This is a genomic window from Mucilaginibacter psychrotolerans (genome assembly GCF_004519315.1).
GTDB classification, from domain to species: Bacteria; Bacteroidota; Bacteroidia; order Sphingobacteriales; family Sphingobacteriaceae; genus Mucilaginibacter; species Mucilaginibacter psychrotolerans.
In genome coordinates this window covers 66050-89457 of the sequence record NZ_SOZE01000004.1, presented here as the reverse complement: position 1 = coordinate 89457, position 23408 = coordinate 66050, and the positions used below count along the sequence as shown (strand labels likewise).

The 23408-nt window shown below is 46.9% G+C and carries 20 protein-coding genes; 8 read left to right on the top strand and 12 right to left on the bottom strand.

Features of this window, described 5'->3' with window-relative positions:
• Positions 1 to 27: 27 nt before the first annotated feature.
• Positions 28 to 612 (bottom strand): HupE/UreJ family protein, encoded by a 585-nt coding sequence (locus tag E2R66_RS05990; RefSeq protein ID WP_133227853.1) that lies wholly within the window; start codon positions 610 to 612, stop codon positions 28 to 30.
• 66 nt (positions 613 to 678) lie between these two features.
• Between E2R66_RS05990 and E2R66_RS05985 the strand changes: the two genes are divergently transcribed.
• Positions 679 to 1203, top strand: a complete 525-nt coding sequence (locus tag E2R66_RS05985) for a DUF6702 family protein (RefSeq protein WP_133227855.1) — start codon at positions 679 to 681, stop codon at positions 1201 to 1203.
• 274 nt (positions 1204 to 1477) lie between these two features.
• Here the strand turns inward: E2R66_RS05985 and E2R66_RS05980 are convergent, their stop codons facing one another.
• From E2R66_RS05980 to E2R66_RS05945, 8 genes are all read right to left on the bottom strand, one after another.
• A complete protein-coding gene (locus tag E2R66_RS05980; RefSeq protein ID WP_133227857.1) occupies positions 1478 to 1831 on the bottom strand; it encodes a cupin domain-containing protein in 354 nt (117 codons plus the stop codon).
• 4 nt (positions 1832 to 1835) lie between these two features.
• Complete coding sequence (locus tag E2R66_RS05975; protein WP_133227859.1) at positions 1836 to 2123, bottom strand: GNAT family N-acetyltransferase; 288 nt, start codon at positions 2121 to 2123, stop codon at positions 1836 to 1838.
• Between the two features lie 61 nt (positions 2124 to 2184).
• Complete coding sequence (locus tag E2R66_RS05970) at positions 2185 to 2808, bottom strand: alpha/beta hydrolase (protein WP_133227861.1); 624 nt, start codon at positions 2806 to 2808, stop codon at positions 2185 to 2187.
• Between the two features lie 6 nt (positions 2809 to 2814).
• Entirely contained in the window at positions 2815 to 3750 is a 936-nt protein-coding gene (locus E2R66_RS05965) for a ring-cleaving dioxygenase (protein ID WP_133227863.1), read from the bottom strand.
• A gap of 358 nt (positions 3751 to 4108) precedes the next feature.
• Complete coding sequence (locus E2R66_RS05960; RefSeq protein WP_158288344.1) at positions 4109 to 6688, bottom strand: BamA/TamA family outer membrane protein; 2580 nt, start codon at positions 6686 to 6688, stop codon at positions 4109 to 4111.
• 65 nt (positions 6689 to 6753) lie between these two features.
• Positions 6754 to 7659, bottom strand: coding sequence for an SdiA-regulated family protein (locus tag E2R66_RS05955; protein ID WP_134737909.1), 906 nt, complete (start codon positions 7657 to 7659; stop codon positions 6754 to 6756).
• Positions 7660 to 7664: 5 nt separating this feature from the next.
• Complete coding sequence (gene ppk1 / locus E2R66_RS05950; protein WP_133227869.1) at positions 7665 to 9707, bottom strand: polyphosphate kinase 1; 2043 nt, start codon at positions 9705 to 9707, stop codon at positions 7665 to 7667.
• Positions 9708 to 9713: 6 nt separating this feature from the next.
• The gene (locus E2R66_RS05945) at positions 9714 to 10964 is read right to left on the bottom strand and encodes a Pycsar system effector family protein (protein WP_133227871.1); all 1251 of its coding nucleotides are present in this window, start codon (positions 10962 to 10964) and stop codon (positions 9714 to 9716) included.
• Positions 10965 to 11101: 137 nt separating this feature from the next.
• On the opposite strand from E2R66_RS05945, the gene E2R66_RS05940 reads away from it, so the two are divergent.
• From E2R66_RS05940 to E2R66_RS05925, 4 genes are all read left to right on the top strand, one after another.
• Positions 11102 to 11797: a phosphatase PAP2 family protein gene (locus tag E2R66_RS05940; protein WP_133227873.1), complete on the top strand. Its 696-nt coding sequence runs from the start codon at positions 11102 to 11104 to the stop codon at positions 11795 to 11797.
• A gap of 192 nt (positions 11798 to 11989) precedes the next feature.
• Positions 11990 to 12538 (top strand): hypothetical protein, encoded by a 549-nt coding sequence (locus E2R66_RS05935; RefSeq protein ID WP_133227875.1) that lies wholly within the window; start codon positions 11990 to 11992, stop codon positions 12536 to 12538.
• 228 nt (positions 12539 to 12766) lie between these two features.
• Positions 12767 to 13909: a putative sensor domain DACNV-containing protein gene (locus tag E2R66_RS05930; RefSeq protein ID WP_133227877.1), complete on the top strand. Its 1143-nt coding sequence runs from the start codon at positions 12767 to 12769 to the stop codon at positions 13907 to 13909.
• Positions 13910 to 13953: 44 nt separating this feature from the next.
• Positions 13954 to 16374 carry a GAF domain-containing protein gene (locus E2R66_RS05925; RefSeq protein WP_133227879.1) on the top strand — a complete coding sequence of 807 codons (2421 nt, stop codon included), beginning with the start codon at positions 13954 to 13956 and terminating at the stop codon, positions 16372 to 16374.
• On the opposite strand, the gene E2R66_RS05920 is transcribed toward E2R66_RS05925, so the two are convergent.
• Both E2R66_RS05920 and E2R66_RS05915 read right to left on the bottom strand, forming a co-directional pair.
• Positions 16338 to 17192: a pirin family protein gene (locus tag E2R66_RS05920; protein WP_133227881.1), complete on the bottom strand. Its 855-nt coding sequence runs from the start codon at positions 17190 to 17192 to the stop codon at positions 16338 to 16340. The genes E2R66_RS05925 and E2R66_RS05920 overlap by 37 nt on opposite strands.
• A 139-nt stretch (positions 17193 to 17331) precedes the next feature.
• Positions 17332 to 18201 (bottom strand): pirin family protein, encoded by an 870-nt coding sequence (locus E2R66_RS05915; RefSeq protein WP_133227883.1) that lies wholly within the window; start codon positions 18199 to 18201, stop codon positions 17332 to 17334.
• A gap of 285 nt (positions 18202 to 18486) precedes the next feature.
• On the opposite strand from E2R66_RS05915, the gene E2R66_RS28280 reads away from it, so the two are divergent.
• The 3 genes from E2R66_RS28280 to E2R66_RS05905 all read left to right on the top strand — a co-directional run bounded on the left by E2R66_RS28280 (position 18487) and on the right by E2R66_RS05905 (position 19541).
• Positions 18487 to 18651 (top strand): hypothetical protein, encoded by a 165-nt coding sequence (locus E2R66_RS28280; protein WP_158288343.1) that lies wholly within the window; start codon positions 18487 to 18489, stop codon positions 18649 to 18651.
• Positions 18652 to 18709: 58 nt separating this feature from the next.
• The gene (locus E2R66_RS05910; protein ID WP_133227885.1) at positions 18710 to 19186 is read left to right on the top strand and encodes a GyrI-like domain-containing protein; all 477 of its coding nucleotides are present in this window, start codon (positions 18710 to 18712) and stop codon (positions 19184 to 19186) included.
• A gap of 166 nt (positions 19187 to 19352) precedes the next feature.
• Positions 19353 to 19541: a hypothetical protein gene (locus E2R66_RS05905; RefSeq protein WP_133227887.1), complete on the top strand. Its 189-nt coding sequence runs from the start codon at positions 19353 to 19355 to the stop codon at positions 19539 to 19541.
• 108 nt (positions 19542 to 19649) lie between these two features.
• On the opposite strand, the gene E2R66_RS05900 is transcribed toward E2R66_RS05905, so the two are convergent.
• On the bottom strand, positions 19650 to 23105 hold the full coding sequence (locus tag E2R66_RS05900; RefSeq protein WP_133227889.1) for a T9SS type B sorting domain-containing protein: 3456 nt from the start codon (positions 23103 to 23105) through the stop codon (positions 19650 to 19652).
• Positions 23106 to 23408 lie beyond the last annotated feature (303 nt).

Genomic DNA, 23408 nt, shown 5'->3' with positions numbered 1-23408 from the left:
ATGTCTGTTTAAGTTTAAAAAAAGTTTTTAATGCAAAAAGGGTAGTCTTTCCACCGCCATTTTTATGGCTAATGCAAATACTCCCGAAGATATAAAAAATATCCAATCGCGCCGCCGCAAGCGCAGCAAATTCATGAACAACCAGCCCAACACCAGGATGATGGCTACCACGACGATCTGCCCGGCTTCTAGCCCGATATTGAAGCCAAAAAGCCCCATACCCACGCCCTGATCCTGCGCCAGCATAATGCGGATACTGTTGGCGAAACCCATGCCGTGTATCAACCCGAAACCGAGGGCCAGGTAGTAGTTTACCTTTGCGCTTCCCTCCTTTTTATCCACCCGCAGGATGTTGTTGAGGGCGGTGATAAAAATGGTACAGGGTATCAAAAATTCTACCCATTTGCTGCTGAAGCGAATTACATCCAGCACGCTGAGGGCTAAGGTTAAGCTATGGCCGATGGTAAAGGCCGTGACCAGAATTAATACCTGCCTGATATTTTTGAACGTGTACACCGCCGCCAGTGCTAAAATAAACAGCTGGTGATCCAGCGCATCCGGGCTGATGATATGATGCCACCCTAACCCGAAATAAAAAACAAAATCAGACATGCAATAAACAGGCGTTGAAACCGTAAATTTAGCAGGTTTTAATTATAAATAAAACCGGGGACTGTTATGACTGCTTTATTGGCCAAACCGCTATTATATTGTTACATTTTACTGGGTACTTCCTGGGCAGATAAGCCCGCCCCCACGGCGTTTCACCCGCTACACGTAAGCACATCTGATATCAGCTACAACGCTAAGGACGGACAGATGGAGGTTATCCTCACCATTTTTACCGACGATTTCGAACTTGCGCTGACCAAGCAATTCAATACCCGCACCGATCTGACCAAGCCCGATATGCACGCCGCTATGGACGACCTGGTGAAAAAATACGCCGCTGCACACCTGCAGGTTCGCAACGGCGGAGCAGCGTTGCCTCTGAGCTACCTTGGTTACGAAATCAATAAAGAAGCGGTGAACGTGTACCTGGAATCGGCCAAGATAGCCACACCCAAAAAGATTGATGCCGACGTAAGTCTGCTGCAGAATTTGTATGATGACCAGTTGAATATCGTACACATGACCGTTGGCGGCATACGAAAAAGCGCCAAGCTGGATAGCCCGGCGCGGAAGGTGACGCAGGAATTTTAATTAACAAGAATTGAGTGAACACTAATTTCACGAATTAAGGGAATTTCACGAATTAACTTTTCGCTCTGGTGCTTTATTCCTACAAAACCTCTGTGTCCTCAGTGTATTATTTGCGCACTCTGTGTTAAAAAAATGGATAAACACGAAGTCCACGAATTGAAGCGGATTTTAAGAATTGATTCGAATTTCACAAATAAAAAAGCGTGTTGGCCCGGAAGCTGAACATGCTCGTGAACTTCCATTCTGAAAATTCTCAAATTCTGAAAATCCTGATTCAGAAAATAATAAACAACGAACTCCGCTCTTTCTGCTCCAGGTTGCTGCTGCGATGCCCCTTACCTGTAGTATCTTCCATCAATAACACTTCGCCCTGCTCAAACCTGCGTTTTTTGCCGAGGGAGGTTTCTATCTCTACGCCGCCATCCAACAATACTACGTATTGCTTCGCCGGCGCGGTGTGCAAATCGTTATAGCCGGGTGGTACTTTGCGAAAGATAACTTCCTTTACCGCCACCCTTTCGGATAACTGCCCAATCGGGCCACCATCGGTTAGCGGGTAATACACTTCGTCGAAATGGCTGTCGCCGTTTGCGTCTGCATAAACGCGGGTTACTTTAAACTGCTCCATTTGATTATGCTGCTAAGAGTCTGTCCCATTCCGGGTGTTTCCGCAGGAAGACCTGTACGTAGGTACATAGCGGTATCAATATTAAATGATGCGCTTCGATGTATTTAAAGGCCTTCTCTACAATGGCCTCCGCAACGCCCTGGCCCTGCAGTTCTTTGGGCACTTCGGTATGGATAAGGTAAATTTTGTTATCCTTGGTTTTATAATCGATAAAGGCACGATAGCCATCCACAAAGAGTTCAAAATTGTGGATGGCTTCGTTGTTGATGAGTGCTATATTGTCGTAGTTCATTGCCTTACTTTTTTAAAATTGCTCGCCGTCCATTTGGCTAACAGCCATGCTATGAGTTTGTTCATATAAATATGGTGTTATTGGCCAGGTCTATTTCTTCCCTGCTGATCGTATGCGGCCTGCCGTTATATACTTTCAGCGTAACTGCGGCATCCATACTTTTCAATACTTTCACGCTTTCTTCTACCCTGCTCAGCGGCACGTGCGGGTCGGGGTTGCCGGTGGTAATCAGCACGGGCATGCCAATGAAATCGCCCTTGTAGTTATCCAAATTCACATGCTCGCCAATCAATCCGCCGGTAAAAGCGACTGCGCCGCCAAAAGGCTGGGCATGGCGGGTGATGTACTCCAGCGTTAAGCAGGCCCCTTGCGAAAATCCCAGAAAGTATATCTTATGCGCCGGGATACCATCTGCCAATGCCTGTTTTACCGTTTCATCTACCATTTCCAATGCCGAATCTAAGGCGGGCTGGTTCTGTTCATCGGGTGCTAAAAAACTTAAGGGATACCAGCTGTTATTGGTGGCCTGCGGCGCGTATAGGGCAAAACCATCTACATCCAGCTCGTTTGCTATACCTATAATATTGGCTGCGGTGCCGCCCCTGCCATGCAGCAGTATCAGCGCGCCTTTAGCAACGGCGGGTGCTGCACCCGCCGTTTTAATTTGCTTTGTGTGACTGTACATAAATAATTAGAACAGTTTTGGTAATGATTTTTCTAAAGCCGACCTGAATCGTTCGTGCTGTGCAGGTAATTTCAGGTTCTGGCCCAATTCTTCAACCGATTCGTCTACTGCGAAGCCCGGATTATCGGTAGCAATTTCGAACAACACGCCTCCCGGTTCGCGGAAGTACAGTGAATAGAAGTAGTTACGGTCTATCTTGTCGGTGATATGCAAACCTAAGGCTGCTATCTTTTCGCGGTATTGCATCAATATTTCTTCGTTGGCTACCCTGAAGGCTACGTGGTGTACGCTGCCACCGGCTACGTGGCCTGCAACTTCGCCGGCAACTTCAACCAGGTCTACAATGTTGGCATTTTCAACCGCATCGGTTATAAAACGGTAACGGTTTACGTTTTGTTCCAACAATTTATAGCCGAATACGCCAGTCAAAATATCGGCAGTAGGCTGCATTTTATTGGTGGTGATAGTTACGTTGTGGAAACCCTTGATAGCGTTCTCGGCTTTAACTTCGTCGGTTTCCCAAGGCAAACGGTTATCAGCAGTTTTAGATGCTGTCAATTCCAGTTTCAAACCATCCGGGTCTAATACGGTTAAGTATTCTTCGCCAAATTTTTCGGCTACCTTGTTGTAAATTACGTTATGTTTTTCGAAACGGTTAACCCAAAAATCAAGGCTTCCTTTTGGTACCGAGTAACCAATTTCGGTAGCCTGCCTTGCACCTCTGCGGCCTGTTTGGATGCCTTCCCAAGGGAAGAATGTAAGGATACTGCCGGGGGTACCTTCTTTATCACCGTAGTATAAGTGGTAAGTTTCAGGGTCGTCGAAGTTTACGGTTTTCTTAACCAGGCGCTGGCCCAAAACATTGGTGTAAAAATTATAGTTGCGTTTGGCATTGCCAGCAATTGCTGTGATGTGGTGGATGCCGTTTATTGTATTTTCCATGATGTTGTTTCCTTTAAATTGTTTGTGTTTTGTTCTTGTTTGTTGATATCAAATGTCGGTATAAACACGGTATTTCAACTTAATGTAGGTTAAAACGGAAAGTTAATGTAGGTTAAGAAAATGTGCAGATGTGAAGATTTCAGATGTGCAGATGAGTTAGGCGGGCGTTGGCTTTGCCCCGCGCTATCCGCTCATACGCGCACAAGGCCTTAGGCTCAGGGCCGGTATCCGCTACTATCGCTAACGCTTTGTCTGAACCATGATTCGCTTGATTAAAGGATTTCAGGATTGTCTTAATACGTTCTCTTTCCGCATCAGAGCCATCCTTAAATCAAGAAAATCATGGTTCAGACAAGCATCATATTCTAAAATTCAAGCTCACATACGGGTACCAGCCCTCCACCGAGTGGCCGGCCAATACTTGTATTACGATAAGCGCCGCAGGCGAAAAATACGCCCCGCCGCCTACGCCATGGTGCAGGCCGCCTGAGTTGTAGTTATCGGCCCATACCCTGCCCACGTCATAAAACCCACTGATGCCCAGTTGGCCTGGCAATAGGTAACCCTTGATGTTGGCCAGTTTTAGCCTCGCCTGAAAGTTGTTATACACCATATGCTTACCTGCGAACCTGTTTTGCAAAAAGCCCAGCAAATTACCCTGCCCGCCCAAAAACATGCCCTGGTAAAAAGCAGGGCGACCAACGGTGATGCCGCCACCTACGCGGTCGCTTAGTACCAATGCGCCATGGCTGGTAAGATTTCTATAGAAAGTAAACTCCGAGCGTAGCTGCCCGTACGATTTGGAATAGCTGTTCAAGCCCCGGTAACCGGTTAAGCTAACGGTAAAGTAATGCCCATCATTGGGGAACACGCCGCCTTTGCGTTCATTATCTATATAGTTTACCGTTATGCCCACATGCATCTTGTCTTTATCTACAATCAAACTATCGTACGAATTGACGAGTGGTGGGTTGGTAATCAACCTGCCTGCGTTGCCCTCTCCATCGAAATGATAATATTGGAACGATGGGCCAACGCTGATACTTTGCACGCTATCCAGCCGCCAGCGCAGTGCCGGGTCGAACTGGTAGGTATCAAACCTGGTGCGGTAAAACCTGCGGTAATTAGGCCCTTTCACCAGCGGCGTACTATTGCCAAAACCAAAGAAGTTCATGGTATTATCAGGTGCCTGTATTTTGGCATTCATCAGCAGGTCGGTTTTACCGAAGACATGTATCCATTCGCCGCTATAGCGTATCCTGAACGCATCTGTAGAGAAAGAGTGGGTTACCATTAGTTGCTGCAGGCTGGTATAAGGCAGCTTGCGGAAGCCATCGTTTTTAGTGTACTGCACGCCCAGACCCAGCAAAAAGCCATCATCGGCATTGATGGCGGCGGTTGCCAGCGGCATCCAAACGTTATAGGGATAGGTAGGAACGAATTTGGTATTGAAAGTATCGCGCGAAAGGTGTTTGCTGAAGATATTTTCGTCGCCAATAAATTTGAGGCTATCCGGTTTATCATAAAGCTTTACCCGCCCATTCGATTTGATACCCTCGTAAATTTTGTTGCCCGTTCCGCCCACAACACGCAGGTTGATGGGCGAGTTTGCGGTATTAATGGTCACATGGTCGTCTCCGCCGGATACAAAGAGCCTGATCTCATGGGTAATGGCAGGCTTGTAAACCATATCCAATAAGGTATCGCCCAGCTTACCTTCCTTGGTTATTTTTTGGATCAGCACCCGCATGCCGTTATCGGGCGCATCGGTAATGGTTACCTGTTCGTTCTTATCGCTGGTGCGTATATCTACCAGGCGGTTGATGAAGTAATAATACTCCTCCATCGCTTTGGGAATGGCATCGCGGCGCTGCTTCAACTCGGCAAGCAGCTTATCATGCCTGACGTTGTAAGCCTCAACCGGCATTTTGCGTAAGCCTGCTTCCAGCACGGCATCGGTTTCGGCAGCTACGAAGGCGTTGGTTATGCGCATCCAATCTTCAAAGGGTATCTGCGCATCGGTATAAGGTTTAATGAAACGGGTTTTGAAGATGGAGTATTTCACCCGAGGTATCTCTCCGCTGAAATTATCTATGGCGGGACTAATAAATGGCAATGATGCGATGGTCGGGAACAGCCCCTGTGCTACATGCAGCACCTGGTCGCGGTCGCGGGGTACGCCTATATACATTTTGCCGTCGCCCTTTTGGCGGTCGAGCCAGCGCCATTGGTCCTCGTGGCGGTCCCAATCGGCCACCAGCAGATCCAGCAAACGTGCCCGCAGGAATGCTTCGCCGTCGAAATGGTTATCGTTATCTGCTATGATCTTGCCCAAAGCCTTGGGGGTGTTGTCAGATTCGCCGCCCGGTTCCCGTTCTTCTAACAGGCAAACAATGTTGGCAAATTTCTGCCGGAATTTGCCCAGCGCGGGGTCGTCCGCCACTACGCCTATTACCGGATTGGAGTGCGGTACGTTAGCCGCCTCGGCCATTGGGCCCACTATCAATGCCGAAAAAGGATGCTGCCCGCTGATGGCATCGTCCAGCCAATCTATAGCAAAAGTGCCGGCAAAATTTGACGGGAGCAATTTATCCGGCGATTTCTCTACGCTCCTGATCACCCACTCGCGCCCCGTTTTATCTTTAAGCCTTAGCGATTTAGATTGATAACCTCCACCCTCTTTTTCGGGGGTAAGGCCGCCGTACACTTCGCTTATCCTGATTATCGGCAGCTTAACCGGCACAGCCCATTCTTCGCGGTAATTTTTGCCAAAAAGCCATTTATGGGCACCCGTAACATCGTTATAGGAAGGGTGTACTTTTACCACCATACTGTCCCTGAATTTAGGGGCGGGTAACTCATTAACGGCATTTTGTTGCGCGTAACCGGCAGTGGCGGCGGCAACTATGGTGGATAGGGTAAGTAGGTATTTACGCATAGAATAGGGGTGTTTATGAGCAGCATGTGACGGGCACATGCTGCTGTGTTATCGGCATTTTATCATTAGGGTTTTGTGTACTTAAAAAACAATATATTCCCGCTATCCAGTTCATCACCTTCGTTGGATATGTACAGGTTGCCTTTGCTATCGAACGCGATGCCCTCGGGCTGCAGGAAACCCTTTAGCGGATAACTCGCCTGTACTTTCCATTTATCGTCGGTAACCAGCAGCAGCTTGTTTATAGATGATACGATAAACCACTGTTTGGTGAGCGGGTTACGCGCCAGTGCCGAAGGGCGGAATTTGAATTTTTTTATCTCGCCTTCATCATCAACCGTTGTTGCATTTACGGTAAATCCGCCGGTTTTGGTGATGCTACCATCGGTGCCGAGGTTGAATATATACCCCGAGTTATTATCGGTAGATTTATCTATAGTACATTGCTTGCACAGAATATAGAGCTTGCCGCTTTCATTGTCGAAGTGCATGCCCTCATATTCGCCCGGTGGCATCTGGTTTTTTACCTTTTGGCTCTTTATCTGCCCGCCCTTCACCTCGGTAAGCGGGAAGCTGTGCAACTCGCCATCGCTACGGAGGATTACCGCCTGGCCGTTGCCAACGGCTACGTCTTCGTAATCTCCATGTTTACCAAATTTAGCACTTTTTGGTGTTTTATCGCCCGGATGCAGGTAATAGATGTTGCCATCCTCATCCTGTTCGGCATAAATCAGGTTATCGTCGCCCTTGTTAACCGCAATGCCCGATATCTCCAGCAGTTCTGACGGCATCTTGTATTTCAGCGGCTTTGTTAAATCATAGCCCGGCGGCGATACGGCAACGGCTTCCTGCTTTTCTTTATCTTTTTTATGCTTGCCTTTTTTTTGTTTGCCATCATTCTGGCTGCATGATGCGCCGATGAGGCCTAAAATAACTATCGAAAATAAAATGGCTACCGTTTTCATGCTCATGGTATTTATACAACCTCTTTTTGACTTAAGTACCGGTAAATGGCTAATTGCGATTGTACCGGGGTACCGGTTAATTCCGGCTTAATGTTTTGCAGTTGTGCATTTAGCAACACCGCCTGCACATTATCGTTTAGCTGCAGTGCAATTATTTCTGTTATCTGCTGCTTTATGGCTTCATCATATACCGGGAAACAAACCTCTATGCGGTGGTAAATATTGCGGTTCATCCAATCTGCCGATCCCATAAATATGTCGGGCTGGCCGTTGTTATTAAAGATGAACACCCGCCCATGCTCCAGGTAACGGTCAACTATGCGCTTGATATTGATATTCTCGCTCAGGCCCGTTACGCCGGGTGTCAGGCAACATATCCCTCTGATGAGCAGCGATATTTCAACCCCCGCCTGCGAAGCCTCGTACAGCTTATTGATCATCACCTTTTCTTCGAGGTTATTCATTTTGATGGTGATTGTCGCTGGAAGCCCCTGCTTTGCAAAAGCTATTTCGCGGTCTATCAGTTCCAGAAAACGGGTTTGCAGGTTAAACTGCGCTACTAGTATATATTTAAAATCGATGTGGTTATCCTCAGTAGGCTTCTCGCGTTTAGCCAGGAATATAAAGAGCAATTCCACCTCGCGCAGCAATTTAGGGTTGGCGGTGAGCAGGATATGATCGGTATACAAACGGGCGGTCCCCTCGTTGAAATTGCCCGTTGCCAGCAGACCCGTATAAGTAATACGCTCGCCTTTGCGCGTTTTAACCAGCGCAACTTTGGCGTGCACCTTTAGCGCTGTAACACTGTAGATGATATCCACGCCTGCGCTCTTCATCTTTTTGGCCCATTTGATATTGTTCGCTTCATCAAACCTGGCTTTCAATTCTACCACCACCCTTACCTTTTTGCCGTTTTTGGCTGCGCTGATGAGGGCGTTCACAATTTTAGAATCGCTGGCTACGCGGTAGAGCGTTACGCTTATCTCCACTACATCGGGGTTATTGGCGGCTTCGTTAAAAAACCGCAGAATGGTATCGTAGGATTGGTAGGGAGCGTTTATCAGTAAATCCTTGCGGACCAATGCATCCGAAATCAGTTCATCCGGACTGATATCCTCCAGCATAACTGCCGGCCATTTATCATAAGCAAGGTTCGGCGCGCCAATGGGCAGCGTAAAAAAGTCTTTTAAATTATGGTAGCGCCCCCCCTCCATGGCAGTGGGCTTATTCAAGTTGAGGTAGTTGCTCAGGTTATCCAGTATCCACATGGGCATATCGGCCTGGTACAGGAAACGCGTAGCGAAACCAAGGTCGCGCTTGTTGAGCTGTTTTTCTATTTGTTCCGATAGGTCGCCCGAGTATTCGTCTTTCAGGTCGAGCTCTGCATCGCGGGTAATCTTAAAGCTATAGCAATTTTTGATTTCGGCATGCCGGAACAGCTTATCCAGATTCCAGCGGATAACATCGTCTATAAAGCAGATATACTGCAGCCCATCGGCCTTTGCCGAATAAAAGCGCGGCAGATTATCAGATGGTATATTGATCAGCACCAACTTATCGGTATTGTTTTCGGGCAGCTCTACCAAAAAATACAGCTTATTATTTTCGGGGAAGAAGCCGTGCGTGGCATCTAATGCAATCGGCTGCAAAAAGGCCAGTATCTCCGCCAAAAAGTAATTGCTCACCTGCGCCTGCAAAAGCTGTGGGAGCGGGCGGTTATATATCAAGTCGATATTTTCCTCGCGCAGCAGCGGTATCAGTTGGGTAGTCAATAGCTCGCCGAAATGCTGCTGCTGTGCCAGTATAAGTGACGATGCCTGCTGTAAGATATCAGCCTGCTTATCGGCATCCACATCACTACTCTTCTTCTCGCCTATTTTTTGGAGGGCACGCAGCACGGGCATGCGCACGCGATAAAACTCATCGAGGTTGGAGGAGTATATTGCCAAAAATTTGATGCGTTCCATTAGCGGCACAGCCGTGTTAGAAGCCTCGTCCAGCACGCGCTGGTTGAAGCCAAGCCAACTCAGATCGCGGTTGAAATACTTTTGCATAAGCCTTTACAATATAGGTTTACCCGCAAAAAATGCCGACGATACGATGAACGCCAATACCGATACAATAAGCCCGAACATGAAGATATTATAAGCGATGCGCAGCAACCGGTATTTTTTACCCAACACCACGCCCTGTGCGTACACATCACGTATCAGGCTGCCGTACAAAAAGTCTTTATCGTCCATCATCTTCTCCATCCCATAGGTGTACTCCTCTAAGGTTGCTTTGTAGAAATTACCAAAAAACAGTAGGTTCACCGTTTTTTTATCTACATCCTCGCGGGTAAACACCCCTGCGGGGATTGACGGCCGCGTAGCCAGGATAGAAAACGTAATAGCCAACAAGCTGATGGATAGCAATATAAAAGTAGGAATAACCAAAAACTCATTCTCACTGAGGCGGCGCAGCACCAAACTAATAATGGCCGATAGGATGATAGAGTTTACGGTAATCATAATATGGGCCTTATTATCGGCCATATCGCTCAATCGCTGATGGTTGGATGAAGTTATCCTGAACATCGTTTCGATACCTTTCTTCGGCTCTTCCATCTTTTCGTTGTCTTTATCTTTGTTCTTTTTGACAGCTTTATGATCAGTTACTACTGGTACAAGGGCTATCCTCGCAACAGCCTGATCATTGGAATCTTTCTCCTGCACCTTGGCCAGTTTACGCTTTAGTTCTTCTATATTTTTGCGTTTGGTGTTGTTCAGCAGTACCTGGCAATAATCGGTATGGTATTGGTGCGCCGATAAAAACGCAATGCTTTTGCGCCACCATTCGGGCTTTTTCACTTCTACGCCATGTAGCGTAGCGGTTTCTTTACGCATCTTCTTGTCGGTATCAAAAAAGTCGTCGGTGCCTAAATTGTACAAATCGGCATCGCAAATAATCTTCTCCAGTAAACTTAATGGTGACTGCGGCATGCGGGTAGCCATGATACATCCTTTTACATCGGCCATATCTTCCTCTGGCAGGCCGGCTTTTTTAAGGAAGGCCAGGGCCAGCTCGGCACTTTTTTCTTCATGATTGTTGACATCCACCATGTACCCGGTATCGTGGAACCAACTGGCGGCCACTACAACAAAGTAGTCGCGATCGTTCACCTGGTAGTGGTTGGCAATTTCTGTTGCCCGGGCCACTACCGATTCGGTGTGCTTTTTATCGTGATAAACAAGGCGCGGATCGCCATGGGTTTTGTAATAGGCCAGCACATGCTCGCTAACCTGTTTTATCAATTGCTGGTAGTTCATAAATAGATGCTGCTATAACAACCCTTGCCTAACATTGTATGCAAACCTATTAGGTGCAAAACAATTTATTGAGTACTTTGCTAACACAAATACCCGGTTTGGGATAAATATATATATTAAAACAAAGCCGTACACCTATGAAGATTTTTTTTTACAAGCGCACGATCAAAATAGCCCTAACGGCACAGTTATTAACATTATTTACCGGGGCCACCAACCTTTTGGCCCAAACTGTGGTAGTGCCGGCTAAGGATACCGTAGCCGCCCTGCCCGACCCTAAGCCTAAAGTGGCCGTAGTGGTACCCAAAGCCGATAATTTTATCCAACGGTTTGATGACCGTACCATGGTGAGCCTTGCCCTGCACCGTACGCCAGAGGTAACACCCACCATGCGTTTCCTCTCGCGCAATATCATGTACGGCAATATAGGGGTGCCGGCGGCCCTATTGGTAGGCGGCATTATTACCAATGATCGAAATATGCGCGAGAATGCCGGCTACGTGGCCAGCAGCACGGCCATTACCTTTGTGGCCACTTACCTTATTAAGAAACTGGTGGGCCGCCCCCGCCCTTTCATCCGTAATTTAAAGATAGTGCCTGTTTATATCCCCGGCGAAAGCTCATTCCCGTCGGGGCATACCTCTACCAGTTTTTCCACCGCCATGGCCATATCAAGGGCCTACCCTAAATGGTATGTGGTAGCGCCTGCGTTTTTGTGGGCGGGCGGCACGGCTTACTCGCGTATGTATTTGGGCGTGCATTACCCTACCGATGTGTTTAGCGGTGCGGTATTAGGTACAGGCACGGCATTGGCTTTGAAGCCGGCGTTTTAACGGGGGACTTTTCTGAACTCGAATTTGGGGGAATTTGAGGAATGGGCAGAAGGTATGGTCAACGAATTTCTGTAAAATTTGGCTAATTCCTTAAAATTCGAGTTCAGACATTGCTTTGCAGATATGATATTTTTTTTCTTAAATTTTGTTAACTAGCCGCCCGGCTTAGCTCAAAAGATAAACCTAACCGACATGAAAAAGATATTATTCTTTATCCTGATTCCATTTGCGTGTTACAGTCAAGATAGCACCAACGTGCCGACCAGAATTAACAGGTTTATCATTGAATGCATAAGTGGAACTGACAAATCTCTTGCCGATTTTTTTTACATGGGAGGGCAATATCATTATAGAGATAGCGCTGAATACGTAACTATGGAATACGACTCCCTCCGTCGTAAGCTAACATTTTTTATACAAAAAGAAACTGTGGCTTTCTACAATTTGGACCCCAAAAACAAAAACCGCATTACCAATAGCATATTCTACCACGATTGGTGTTGCATGCAAATGCCGGGGTATGATTATACACTAAAGGTTGAAAACATTGAAGGTAATGTATTTAGAATCACTGTTAAACCAAATTGGTGGACGGATCTCTATCTACGGAGATATAATAATATTACTATTACCGCCCGTTTAACATCGGGGGTATTTGCACTTCAGCAGAACACCGACAGCAGTTCATTTAAACCTCCCTTGCTCACTGTGGCGCAAAAAAAGAGGCTATTTTCATTTTAATACTTTCCTTTTCTGAACTCGAATTTGGGGGAATTTGAGGAATTTTACAGAAGCATTGTACGCAAAGCCATTCAATTCTGTCCATTTTAAAAATTCCCTAAAATTCGAGTTCAGACAATTAGTCAACCAATAGTCAACACTCCCTCCTAATTAAGTCATAAAGAATATTTTATAGGTAAAAAGGGCAGTAATTAGTTAATTTTGCCTTAACATACTATCTGCCCCGAAATGCTATCAGAACCTACCTACTTGCCGGCCCGCATTGTTGCACCTGTTATTGAGGCGCACTTTAAAAAGCACCTGCTTGACGCGCAGGATATTATAGGCGTAAACCTGGCTACCGCGCCTGATAGTATGATTATAGAGGCCGTAATCGATATCGGCTTTTGGGCAAGCCTAAGGCGCGAGGAAGGGCATTCGCCGAAGATTTCATTGGCGTTGCTGAGTCCCCCGCAATCCGACAAACCCTTGATATTCGGGCAAAAGCTTAGGCTTACGCCGCAGAATTTGATAAAACTAGCCCCCGCCGTGGAGCAGCCGGGCATACACCTGGGTGTTTGGCCCGAGGGCGACGACTTGTTCATTTGGGGCACTACGCATAGCATCCCCTCTATTTGTTTCGTACTGGAAGTGGTGGAGCCGGGACTGCTGGTAATCAAACACCGCAGGGTGGATGGTTTCGGCAAATTCGTAAACATTGCCGTGTTGCAGGGCGACCAGATAAAGGTGCTGGACGAGGTTACCATGGGCGTGGCAGATTGCCCAGTACTGCTTAAATCGCTTGCGAATATGCCGCTCCCTTCCTTTATGGGCGAATCGTTCAACGTGCTGGTGCAGCTGGCCTCCTCTATGCGCTTGCATGGCAAGGGGGGCCTGGTGGCTATAGTTCCGGTGGGTACAGATAGCTGGCACGAATCTGTAGTACATCCGATAAAATACCCGGTTACTCCTGCCTACAGCGCCATACCGGAGCTGCTGGCATTGAACGATGCCGAACGAAAGAAACGCGAGTGGCAGGAATCGCTTTTAGAGGCTATAGATCTTATTGGCGGTTTCACTGCGGTTGATGGCGCTACCATCATCACCAATAAATACGATTTGCTTGCTTTTGGGGCAAAGCTAACCCGGGCAGAAAAAAGCGCCCGCATTGGCCAGATTGTATTAACCGAACCCCTTGCCGAAGCAAAGGCCACCAAGGTACACCCCGCCCAAAACGGCGGCACCAGGCATTTGGCAGCGGCCCAGTTTGTTTACGATCAAAACGATGCCATTGCACTCGTAGCTTCACAGGATGGACAGTTCACCGTGTTTGCCTGGTCTGTAGAGATGCAGATGGTGCATGCGCACCGTATTGATGTATTGCTGTTGTAACATTTTAACTTAAGCGTTAGTCTACCGTACTGTACTATATAATTATGAATTTAAATGCGTTAGCAGATAGCCCTTTTAGCCTTCATATCTCATTCCATAAGTTGATTGAGCATTACGAAGAAATCGCCGCAACCCAAAACGGACCGGCAGCAGCTTATGCGCGGGCTATCCTCGAAGAAATAAAGCCCTTTCCCGAACTGCGGGACGGCATCACAAAGAAAAGTCAAATCATTGATAATACCGAAGTCATTGGCCACCTGCTGGATAGCCTGTTTCCCAAGGCATTAACCAATAATGAGATAAAAGCGGTGAGCATCCCTTACCAGGATATTCTTTTTAACCAAACCAACCGCTTTAAAAATATCCTGAATGCCGCCGGGTCGGAATTCAATATATCTTTCAGGGATTACGACGAGCCATCGTTCTACATTATGGCCTGCTGTATTATACTGGATGCCATTTACGGCACCCACCTTAATTTTTCTAAACCGCTTTACTATGATATACCCGATGCCAACGGCATCATCAAGCATTACCGCATATTGTATAATGCCGATTTCCTGGAGATTTCGCCGACCGAAAAGGCTGTTGAGATAACGCCGGAAGATATAACTTTGCTTACCGATAATTTCAGCAATATCGACCTCTGGAAAGAAAAATTCCCTGTCGGCAGCTGGAATTTGAGGGGTTTCAGTCTGATTACGCTGTACGATGCCACGGTAGAGAGTGCCGTTTCATCCTTAAAAGGTGCCTTGCTTGGCCGCGATTCTGAAGAGTTAAACGCTTACGATAACATCCTATCGGTATTCCGTTCCATATACCGTATCGCCGACTTGCGCGTTGGGTTCATTGAGTTCGACCCCGAGGAGCAGGTGTTCAGCCTGCCTAAAATCGGTCCGCAATTGAGCAGTTTCTTTTTGCCGGAAGATATCGAAGAGGAATTTTGCACAGACACGCTTTGCATGAATTCGCTCACTGATGTAGCAACTGATCGTATTTACTTTGCCGTTGCCGACACGCAGCAATTTTGGGCAAAAAACCCCGATAGCAAATTGGCTAAACGACTGAAAGAGCAAAATATCAATAGTTTTATACTGGCCCCGGTAATTAAGGATGGTAAAATGCTGGGTATTATAGAATTGGTATCGAGCCGTAAAGGTGAGCTGCACAGCGTAAACGCCAACCAGTTAGATGTGGTAATGCCGTTTTTAACCGATACCATAGCCCGTAAGGTTTCCGAAAAGCAAAACCAGGTACAAGCCATTATACAAAGCGAATACACCAGCATACACCCCAGCGTTTACTGGAAATTTAAGAAGGAAGTGGATAAGTTCCTTTACCTGAGGTCCGAGAAGAAGCCTTACGCCCTGCGTGAGATCACCTTTACCAACGTTTACCCCTTATATGGGCAGGTTGATATCAAAGGCTCATCAGACACACGTAACAATAGCCTTCAAAACGACTTGAAGAATCAGTTGACTGCCGCCATCATCCTGGTAGACAAATTGGCCGTTTCTTCGGGCGTAGAATCATTGGAAAGCGTACTGCAGCATTTAAGATCTTACGAAATGGAGCTCGGCACCGCGCTGAAGGCAGATACCGAACAGCAGTTGCAAAACTACCTGGACCACCACGTGCACCCGTTATTTAAGGAAGCCCTGGTGATGGAGGTATCCAATAGCCCGGCAATAGAAAAGTATTTTGAGGACGCCGATAAGATGGGCGATTTTCACTTGCAGCGTCGCAAATACGAAACCACCGTGGCCATTATCAACGAGCGGATGGCAACCATGCTTGATCGCTGGCAAACCGAGGCACAAAGCTATTACCCACATTATTACGAACGCTTTAAAACCGATGGCGTAGAGCATAACCTTTACATAGGAGAAAAAATATCTCCGTCGAAGCCCTTCGATATGAAATATGTGTACAACCTGCGCTTATGGCAATTGCAGGTTTTATGCCAAATGGAGCTTGAGCACCACTTTAACCGCGAGATACTGCCCTACCCGCTAGAAGTAACCTCGCTGATACTGGCATTCAGCCTGCCGCTATCTATCCGTTTCCGGATGGATGAGAAACGTTTCGACGTAGACGGTACCTACAATGCCCGTTTCGAAATCGTAAAAAAACGCATAGACAAAGCTTGCATAAAAGGGACTACCGAGCGTATTACTGCGATAGGCAAACTCACCGTTGTGTACTCTAACCACGATGAGGAGATAGAATACCTCACCTACATCCGCTTTTTGCAGATGAAGAGAATGGTAGCAGAAGAAGTAGAAATGCTGGAAATTGAGGATTTACAGGGCATATCCGGCTTAAAGGCCATCCGTATTAAGATACTGTACGATAGCAGCCTGCCATCAAAAAAATGTTACACCTATGATGAACTACTGGAAGTGATAGACCCCGAGGAGATGCAGTATCAAAAAGCCAACGAGCCGAACACCCCGACTTTATAATCGGCCATGGCCTGCTCAATTTCTTCGGCGGTATTCATCACGAAGTTGTCTTTAGCGGCAATAGGCTCGTTGATTGGTTCGGCAGAAAGGAATAGTATTTGAGTATCTTCCTCGGCAGTGAGGATAATTTCTTCGTTGTCCTGTTCAAATACAACCAGATTGAATTGATCAACCGTTTCCAGGTTTACGCTCAAGCTTCCTTTTACGATGTATAAAAGTGTCCAATAACCGGGGGTGGCAGCCATCTGCACGGTTTTGCCTTTTGCTATTTCGCCCACTATGGATATTACGGGGGTGATGCTCTGCAAAGGCCCTGTTTTACCATCAAAATGCCCGCTTACCAATCGCAGGCTCACGCCCCCCTGCTCCAGAACAAAAGGTTGCTGCTCTTTTGTGGCCGATTGATAGCTAGGCTCATCAAATTTATTGGCCGCGGGTACATTCACCCAAAGTTGTAGTAATTCTTGTACGCCGCCTCGTGTCAACAACTCTTGCGTCGGACCCTCGCTGTGGAGTATGCCTTTGCCTGCAAACATCCATTGCGCGTCGCCGGCTTTTACGGTTTCGTCATGGCCGGCACTGTCTTTATGGTAGCCCTCGCCCTGCAACATAAAAGTAACCGGCGCAAAGCCTCGATGCGGATGCGGATGGATACGCAAAGCCTGCCCGGGCTCTATTTGCTTAGGCCCCAGGTGGTGCAGCACGATAAAAGGATTGGCAAACCTGAAATCCATATGCGGAAGTGGTTGCCTTACAACTTCCTCCCTGGTAATCTGCTTCTCGCGGCCTAACAGGATATGCTTTATCTTCTTCTTCATCTGCTTAGTTTTAATTTTACCAAAAACGCCACAAAGTCAGAGGGCACAAAGCCCTTCCCTTCATCAATATTAAAGAATTCAATCTTTGCGCGCTTTGTGGTTTTCCCTTTGTGTTCTTTGTGGTTAACTCACCAACTTATTAGTTTAATACACCGTATTTCCCCGATTGAAACTCCTGTATGGCTTCCATTATTTCCTGCTGGGTGTTCATTACAAAGGGGCCATAACTGGCAATCGGCTCGTTAATGGGTTCGCCACTTAATACCAGCACTACGCTGTCGGTATCAGCCTGGATGCTGATTTCTTCGCCATCGTTTTTGAATAATATGAAGCTGTGCTCCTTAGCCTGCTGGCCATTTACTTCAACGTTGCCGTTAATCACCAGCAATGCAGTGTTATGCCCGGCAGGTACGTTGAAATCTGCAACGCCATTGGCATTCAGCTTTATATCGAACAAATTTACGGGTGTAAAGGTGCTGGCAGGGCCTGTTGTATCATTATAAGTACCGGCAATAACGTTTACCATGCCTGCATCATTGGGCAATTGTACTTTGCCCATCTGGTCGGCAGTAATGGGTTGGTACCCAGGCTGCGCAGCTTTATCTTTTTTGGGCAAATTCACCCAAAGTTGCACCATCTCAAATGGGCCTCCCCTGCGCGAAAATTCCTGTTCGTGATATTCCTTGTGCAGGATACCGGCTCCGGCTGTCATCCATTGTACATCGCCGGGGTTGATAATGCCGCTGTTGCCCGCGCTATCGTGGTGGGCAACGCTACCTTTATAGGCTATGGTAACCGTTTCGAAGCCTTTATGGGGATGCACATCTACCCCGCGCAAATGTTCCGACGGACCGAAATCAAACTCAGCATTAAAATCAAGCATCAAAAACGGACTGATGCGCTGTTGGCTAATGCCTGCACCGGGTATCATATTGTAAACCCTGAAACCATCGCCAACCATACCTGGCCTGGCGGGGCGTGGGATTATTCTTTCTATCGATTTTTTCATGGTGTATTTCCTCTCTTAGTAATGTAAAAGTAGGCCATTTACCATACGCGCCCAATAAGGTAGGTTAAGGAGAATTGTTAATGTAGATTAAGGTTTGCTGAGTGGATCTTCCCCGGCCTTGTTTCCATCAGATTAACTCCTCATTAAGTAATTAATTAATCGGAAATGCCGACAAATTGTATTATATATTTGCAGGGTAATTTTAGAGTTTAAGCAGAGTGCTGAAAAGGCAGCATATTGAAGGTTCGACCCCTTCCTCTGCATCTGCCAATTAATCTTAAACATATGCAAATCGATTATACCGTTGTGGCCATTGTTGCCACATTAGCCTTGCTGGTTATTTTTTTGCTGGTGCGCAAAAACATGAAAGACGAAAAGCAGTTTGAGAGCGATCTGAACCAACAAGGCACCCAACCCGAAAAACACGACCGCGACGAGAAGCGGATGTAGCTACCTTTCTTCCAAATAAATTTCTATTCCCGGCCATGCTTCGCGAGATTTGCCCGCTATGCAACCACGTTTTGAAACCCTGCCCGCTAAACTATTCTGCGGCATACGCATGAGTATGTCATACGTCGATAACAAAACCGGACAGCTTTGGCGCAGATTTATGCTAAGGCGCATGGAAATAAGCCAGGCCATTGGTACTGAACTTTACTCGATGGAGGTTTATCCGGCAACATTTTTCGAGAACTTTAATCCTGAAGCCATCTTTGAGAAATGGGCTGCGGTAGAGGTTGCCGAACCCAATGATGCACCTGCGGATATGGAAATCCTTAACATACCAGCGGGCCTGTATGCCGTTTTTACCCATTATGGCCCTGCCGCAAACGGCCCCGAAACCTACCGCTATATTTTCACCGAATGGCTGCCAGCCTCGGGCTACCGGGTTGCACACAGGCCCCATTTTGCCGTTATGGGCGAGAAATATAAAAGCGACAGTGCCGATAGCGAAGAAGAAATATGGATACCTATATGCAAATAGCTTCCGGGGTGTTTATATAACAGAAATGTAACATTTATCGCCAGCCAGCAGACTAATAATTATTCGGGCCAACAAATTGTCGCTAACACATGTTATGGAACTAAAATGGCATATTTTAAGGATGCTATTTCCTTAAAATGTACTTCATAAACAAACGGCCTGTTTTATGGATATGGAAGATGTAATTATACAAATCATTGTTACCTGTTTTTTGGTTTTAACGCCCTTGATCGGCTCACGTACCAAACGAAGCGAACCGGATTTTAAAGCTCAAACAGAAATACATTCTATCTACGGTGTCAATGCAGATGGCAAACTAGAATTGCTTAACAGAGAGAACGAGGAGCGCGCCTGATAATCACCTTCAGCGCACTTATAGTATCATAAACAACAAACGGCCAACAGGGAAATCCATGTGGCCGTTTGCCGTTTATAAATACCTCCATCGGGCCACCTGATTATCTCAATATTTGATCACCAAATAACCGGTCTTGCGTATCGTATCGGCACCTTTCTTATATTCCAGTGCATAGAAATACGTTCCTGCTTTTTGCAAATCTCCTTTTGCAGAATGTCCATCAAATGCTTTTAGGTAATTATCATAGCCGATGGCTGTGTATATTACATCACCGTTGCTATTCATTATCTTAACGGTATTCTGCGGATAAGCACCTATGCCATCTATCGTGAACACATCGTTGGCACCATCCCCATTGGGCGACATCCCCTGGTGGATATTCAAATCAGGCGTGGCGTTATCTGCCAGTACCTCCTGCTCTACCAGCATCCGTTTTTGGTTGGTGGTAAGCACCAGGGCCGGTGCTACGGTAGTGGTAACATTTGCGCCGTTATACCGGCTTAGGTTATAGCCTTCTGTGCCTGCAACGCCTGTAACTTTATTATACTCAAGCACAATTGCCCTATAGGTGGTTGATGCACTTAAGCCGGCTATGTTTACGCTGCTGCCAGTGCCGTTATAAATACAGTACCAGCCATTAGTGCCTGCCATATCGCCCAGGCCAAATGTGTTACTGGCTGTGTAAGCATGCCCTTGCAGTACGTTAAGTGCGCCGCTCGTGCCTTTTTTTAGGAATACCGCACGCGCAGCGCCGTTACTGCTTGTCCAACTTAATGTAGTTGATGTTGGTGCCGTATTACTGAATGCGTAAGCAGTTGCGTAGCCTGTTGGCGGTGTAGCAGGTGCGCCAACGGGCGCCGGGGTAGTTACATTTGCGCCATTAAAACGCGCCACAAAGGCTGCTGGTGCGGCACCGTCGCCGCCATTGTAATCAACCACCACAACGCGATAGGTGGTTGAAGGTGATAAGCCTAATAAATTTACAGAACTGCCTGTACCTGCATACACGCAATACCAATCTGTGTTACCCGATTGCTGGTAAACTGGGTTACCTAGCGTATATGGATTACTTGCTTCGGGGCTATAATATCCTTCATAAATCACGGGCGCACCTAACGAACCTGCTTTGATAAATACTGCGCGCGAGGCACCGGTGCCGTTAGTCCAGCTTAAAGTACTGGATGTTGCTGTTGTATTGCTGAATGTTAAAGCCGTTGCATATCCTGTTGGCGGGTCGAAGCTATTTGTTCTATAGGTATCACCCGTACTACCCCTATCGTCTGGCTCAGTGTAAACCGGTTTTGATTTGCTTCCGTTATAGTTAACAGCAACAACACGGTAATATGCACCGGGCCGCAAACCGGTTACGCTTACCGCGTTCGGCGAAGGTACGCCGTTGTAAACGCAAAACCAGCCACTACCGCCTATTTGTTCGCCTGTACCAAATTTATTGTTTGCCGCGTAAGATGCTGTTCCGGGCAAAGGTATTTCACTATAATTATATGGGTAAAAAATACTGCTGGCTAAACCTATTTCTTTCACAAATATGGCGAGCCCTACCGGTATCGGCCCATTAGGATAGTATTCGATGCTCATCATCGTGGCAGGGTTTTTACCGGGATTAGCGCGTACAGACGTTGCGTAATTAGGAGCAACAATGGGTGTAGTTACCTTCGTTTTAACCCCGGTAACCCGGTAGGTTTCGGCTCCGGCGCTGCCGGTGTACTCCACAACCGATGCCGTGTAGGTGGTACCGGTTCTAAGTCCTGAAATATTTACATAGCCTCCTTTTCCGTTGTAAACACAATACCAACCGGTAGCGGCCACACTGGCTATTTTTGGCCAGGAGTTAAACGACATAAACGAGCTATCGGGGGTATATGCTGTACCGTTAATAGCTGCAGGTACACCATCAGTACCCATCTTTAAAAACACCGCCCGGTTGGTAGTTCCGTTGCCGCGTGGCCAGCTTAAGGTGGTGGTGGTAGCGGTTGTGTTTGAAAAAGTTATGGTTGTAGCGTAATCAAGTGGGTTATAGGGAACAGTACCGTAAACTGTTACCGAACCAAGTGGCTGATTATTATATTGGCTTTTGCGTGTAGCATCGTCGGGGATACCGAAAAATGCAGTGGAGCCATCTGCACTGAGGGCAATATTGTTCAGTCTATCCTCTGTTGCAACAGCTGCCGGGTTTGGCGCAGGTATTTCTTTTTGCACCCAGCCATTGCCTGCACGGATAAAAGCCGCTGGCGTTGGGGCGGCAAACACAATGGTGTTGCCGTCGGCACTCATAGCCCCCCCGCCGTAGGGTAAATACTGTTGGAGGCTCCATGTATCCCCGTTCCGTGTGTAAACAAGCCCGCCTGCCAAAAAAGTATTGCCATCGGCACTAAACTTAAAATCACCATATTGCGGCAGCACTGCCTGCACTTCCCACCCCGTTGACGATAGCTTGTAAATAGCGGTGTAACCCAGGTTAAAAAGGCGGTTGTAACGGCCGGCGTTTTGAAAAGAAGATGCTGCGGCCGTTTTGCCATCGGCGCTTATGGCCACGCGGTTGCCCGGAGATCCCCTGCCCACCGTATAATATTGAGGGGTGTTGGTCACGTTACCCTCTTCATCAAAACGAATCATGCCTAGGTACACATGCTCTTCTGTGTAGTTTGGAACATCCGCTACCTGTTGTTTCTGCCAGGTATTGCCAACAAGTTTCATGATGGTGATACCAAGGCCCGTTTCGCCGCCACTATAACTGCCACCATAGCTATTTTTACCTAATATGGCTGTTTTGCCATCTGCTGAAAGCCCTACTACGTTACCTAAAGAATCGTTTAGCGTACCGGCATCCTGCCATGCGCCATTAGTGCGTTTGTACAACTTAGCGGGTCCCGCGTCGTGTCCTGTTAATGCGGTGCTGCCATCTGCGCTTAAAGCAAGGTAATTGCTAAGTGTTCTGAATGGGGTATTGCCTACAAATACTGCGGATACCGTCCACTTGTTGTTTTTACGGGCGTAAAAAAGATAGCTTGAGCTGCTGCCTACAACTGCTGAGTTCCCATCAGCAGCCAGGGCAGCTGTTTTCCCCTGGCCGATACTTTCGAACACCGAGTTGTAAGGGCCATACTTTATCGTTGTATCGATAAGTTTTGCGCCTTGTTGGAAGACCGGGTATGGCGTTTCGGTTACTGTAAAATCGGTGGAAGAACTTACACTGGCAATTACCACTTTACCGGTAATAGCGCCCGGCATTACCATACCCACAATTTGCGTAGCGGTATAAGAAGTTACTATGGCAGGTTTCCCGCCAATGGCGAGTGTCGAAGCCGATGTAAATCCACTGCCTGTTACGGTAACCAAAGTACCGGGAGCACCCGATGCCGGTGAAAAGGAAGTTATGGTATATGCAAAGGCCGCACTGCGAACATGAACCACAGCGGGTATAGGTTTTGCAGCGAATGCACATGCACTAACTACTGCGATAATGAGCGTTAGCGTAACTGCCTTTGTTCTTCTGTAGACAAGTTGAGCCAATAAAATTGTGGATGAGGTAAGGTTATTCATCTTAGAATATGATAAGGTTGTACTAAATTTGAATTATGATCACCGCGGCTTTTTTGCCAACATTCATAATATTGCAACTATGACAATATAACACTGCGTTTAAAAAACCTAAACAACAGCAGCTTACGGCTTTATATACGCCAAATATATACGTTTAAACCAGTATATTTTAATAAATAACCATAAAATTCATTTGTAATAAATATGCTACAAATAAATAGGATCTATAGAAAAAAACAACCCGTATATCAAAAAAAATAAACACTCATAGTTAATTGGCGGTATCCTGAAACGGGCTGAGTT

Coding starts and splice junctions, on each gene's coding strand:
- E2R66_RS05910 (WP_133227885.1), top strand. CDS start 18,710: ATGCAACCACGTTTTGAAACCCTGCCCGCTAAACTATTCTGCGGCATA.
- E2R66_RS05975 (WP_133227859.1), bottom strand. CDS start 2,123: ATGAACTACGACAATATAGCACTCATCAACAACGAAGCCATCCACAAT.
- E2R66_RS05980 (WP_133227857.1), bottom strand. CDS start 1,831: ATGGAGCAGTTTAAAGTAACCCGCGTTTATGCAGACGCAAACGGCGAC.
- E2R66_RS05930 (WP_133227877.1), top strand. CDS start 12,767: ATGCTATCAGAACCTACCTACTTGCCGGCCCGCATTGTTGCACCTGTT.
- E2R66_RS28280 (WP_158288343.1), top strand. CDS start 18,487: ATGCAAATCGATTATACCGTTGTGGCCATTGTTGCCACATTAGCCTTG.
- E2R66_RS05925 (WP_133227879.1), top strand. CDS start 13,954: ATGAATTTAAATGCGTTAGCAGATAGCCCTTTTAGCCTTCATATCTCA.
- E2R66_RS05955 (WP_134737909.1), bottom strand. CDS start 7,659: ATGAGCATGAAAACGGTAGCCATTTTATTTTCGATAGTTATTTTAGGC.
- E2R66_RS05915 (WP_133227883.1), bottom strand. CDS start 18,201: ATGAAAAAATCGATAGAAAGAATAATCCCACGCCCCGCCAGGCCAGGT.
- E2R66_RS05920 (WP_133227881.1), bottom strand. CDS start 17,192: ATGAAGAAGAAGATAAAGCATATCCTGTTAGGCCGCGAGAAGCAGATT.
- E2R66_RS05905 (WP_133227887.1), top strand. CDS start 19,353: ATGGATATGGAAGATGTAATTATACAAATCATTGTTACCTGTTTTTTG.
- E2R66_RS05960 (WP_158288344.1), bottom strand. CDS start 6,688: ATGCGTAAATACCTACTTACCCTATCCACCATAGTTGCCGCCGCCACT.
- E2R66_RS05965 (WP_133227863.1), bottom strand. CDS start 3,750: ATGGAAAATACAATAAACGGCATCCACCACATCACAGCAATTGCTGGC.
- E2R66_RS05990 (WP_133227853.1), bottom strand. CDS start 612: ATGTCTGATTTTGTTTTTTATTTCGGGTTAGGGTGGCATCATATCATC.
- E2R66_RS05935 (WP_133227875.1), top strand. CDS start 11,990: ATGAAAAAGATATTATTCTTTATCCTGATTCCATTTGCGTGTTACAGT.
- E2R66_RS05940 (WP_133227873.1), top strand. CDS start 11,102: ATGAAGATTTTTTTTTACAAGCGCACGATCAAAATAGCCCTAACGGCA.
- ppk1 (WP_133227869.1), bottom strand. CDS start 9,707: ATGCAAAAGTATTTCAACCGCGATCTGAGTTGGCTTGGCTTCAACCAG.
- E2R66_RS05900 (WP_133227889.1), bottom strand. CDS start 23,105: ATGAATAACCTTACCTCATCCACAATTTTATTGGCTCAACTTGTCTAC.
- E2R66_RS05985 (WP_133227855.1), top strand. CDS start 679: ATGACTGCTTTATTGGCCAAACCGCTATTATATTGTTACATTTTACTG.
- E2R66_RS05970 (WP_133227861.1), bottom strand. CDS start 2,808: ATGTACAGTCACACAAAGCAAATTAAAACGGCGGGTGCAGCACCCGCC.
- E2R66_RS05945 (WP_133227871.1), bottom strand. CDS start 10,964: ATGAACTACCAGCAATTGATAAAACAGGTTAGCGAGCATGTGCTGGCC.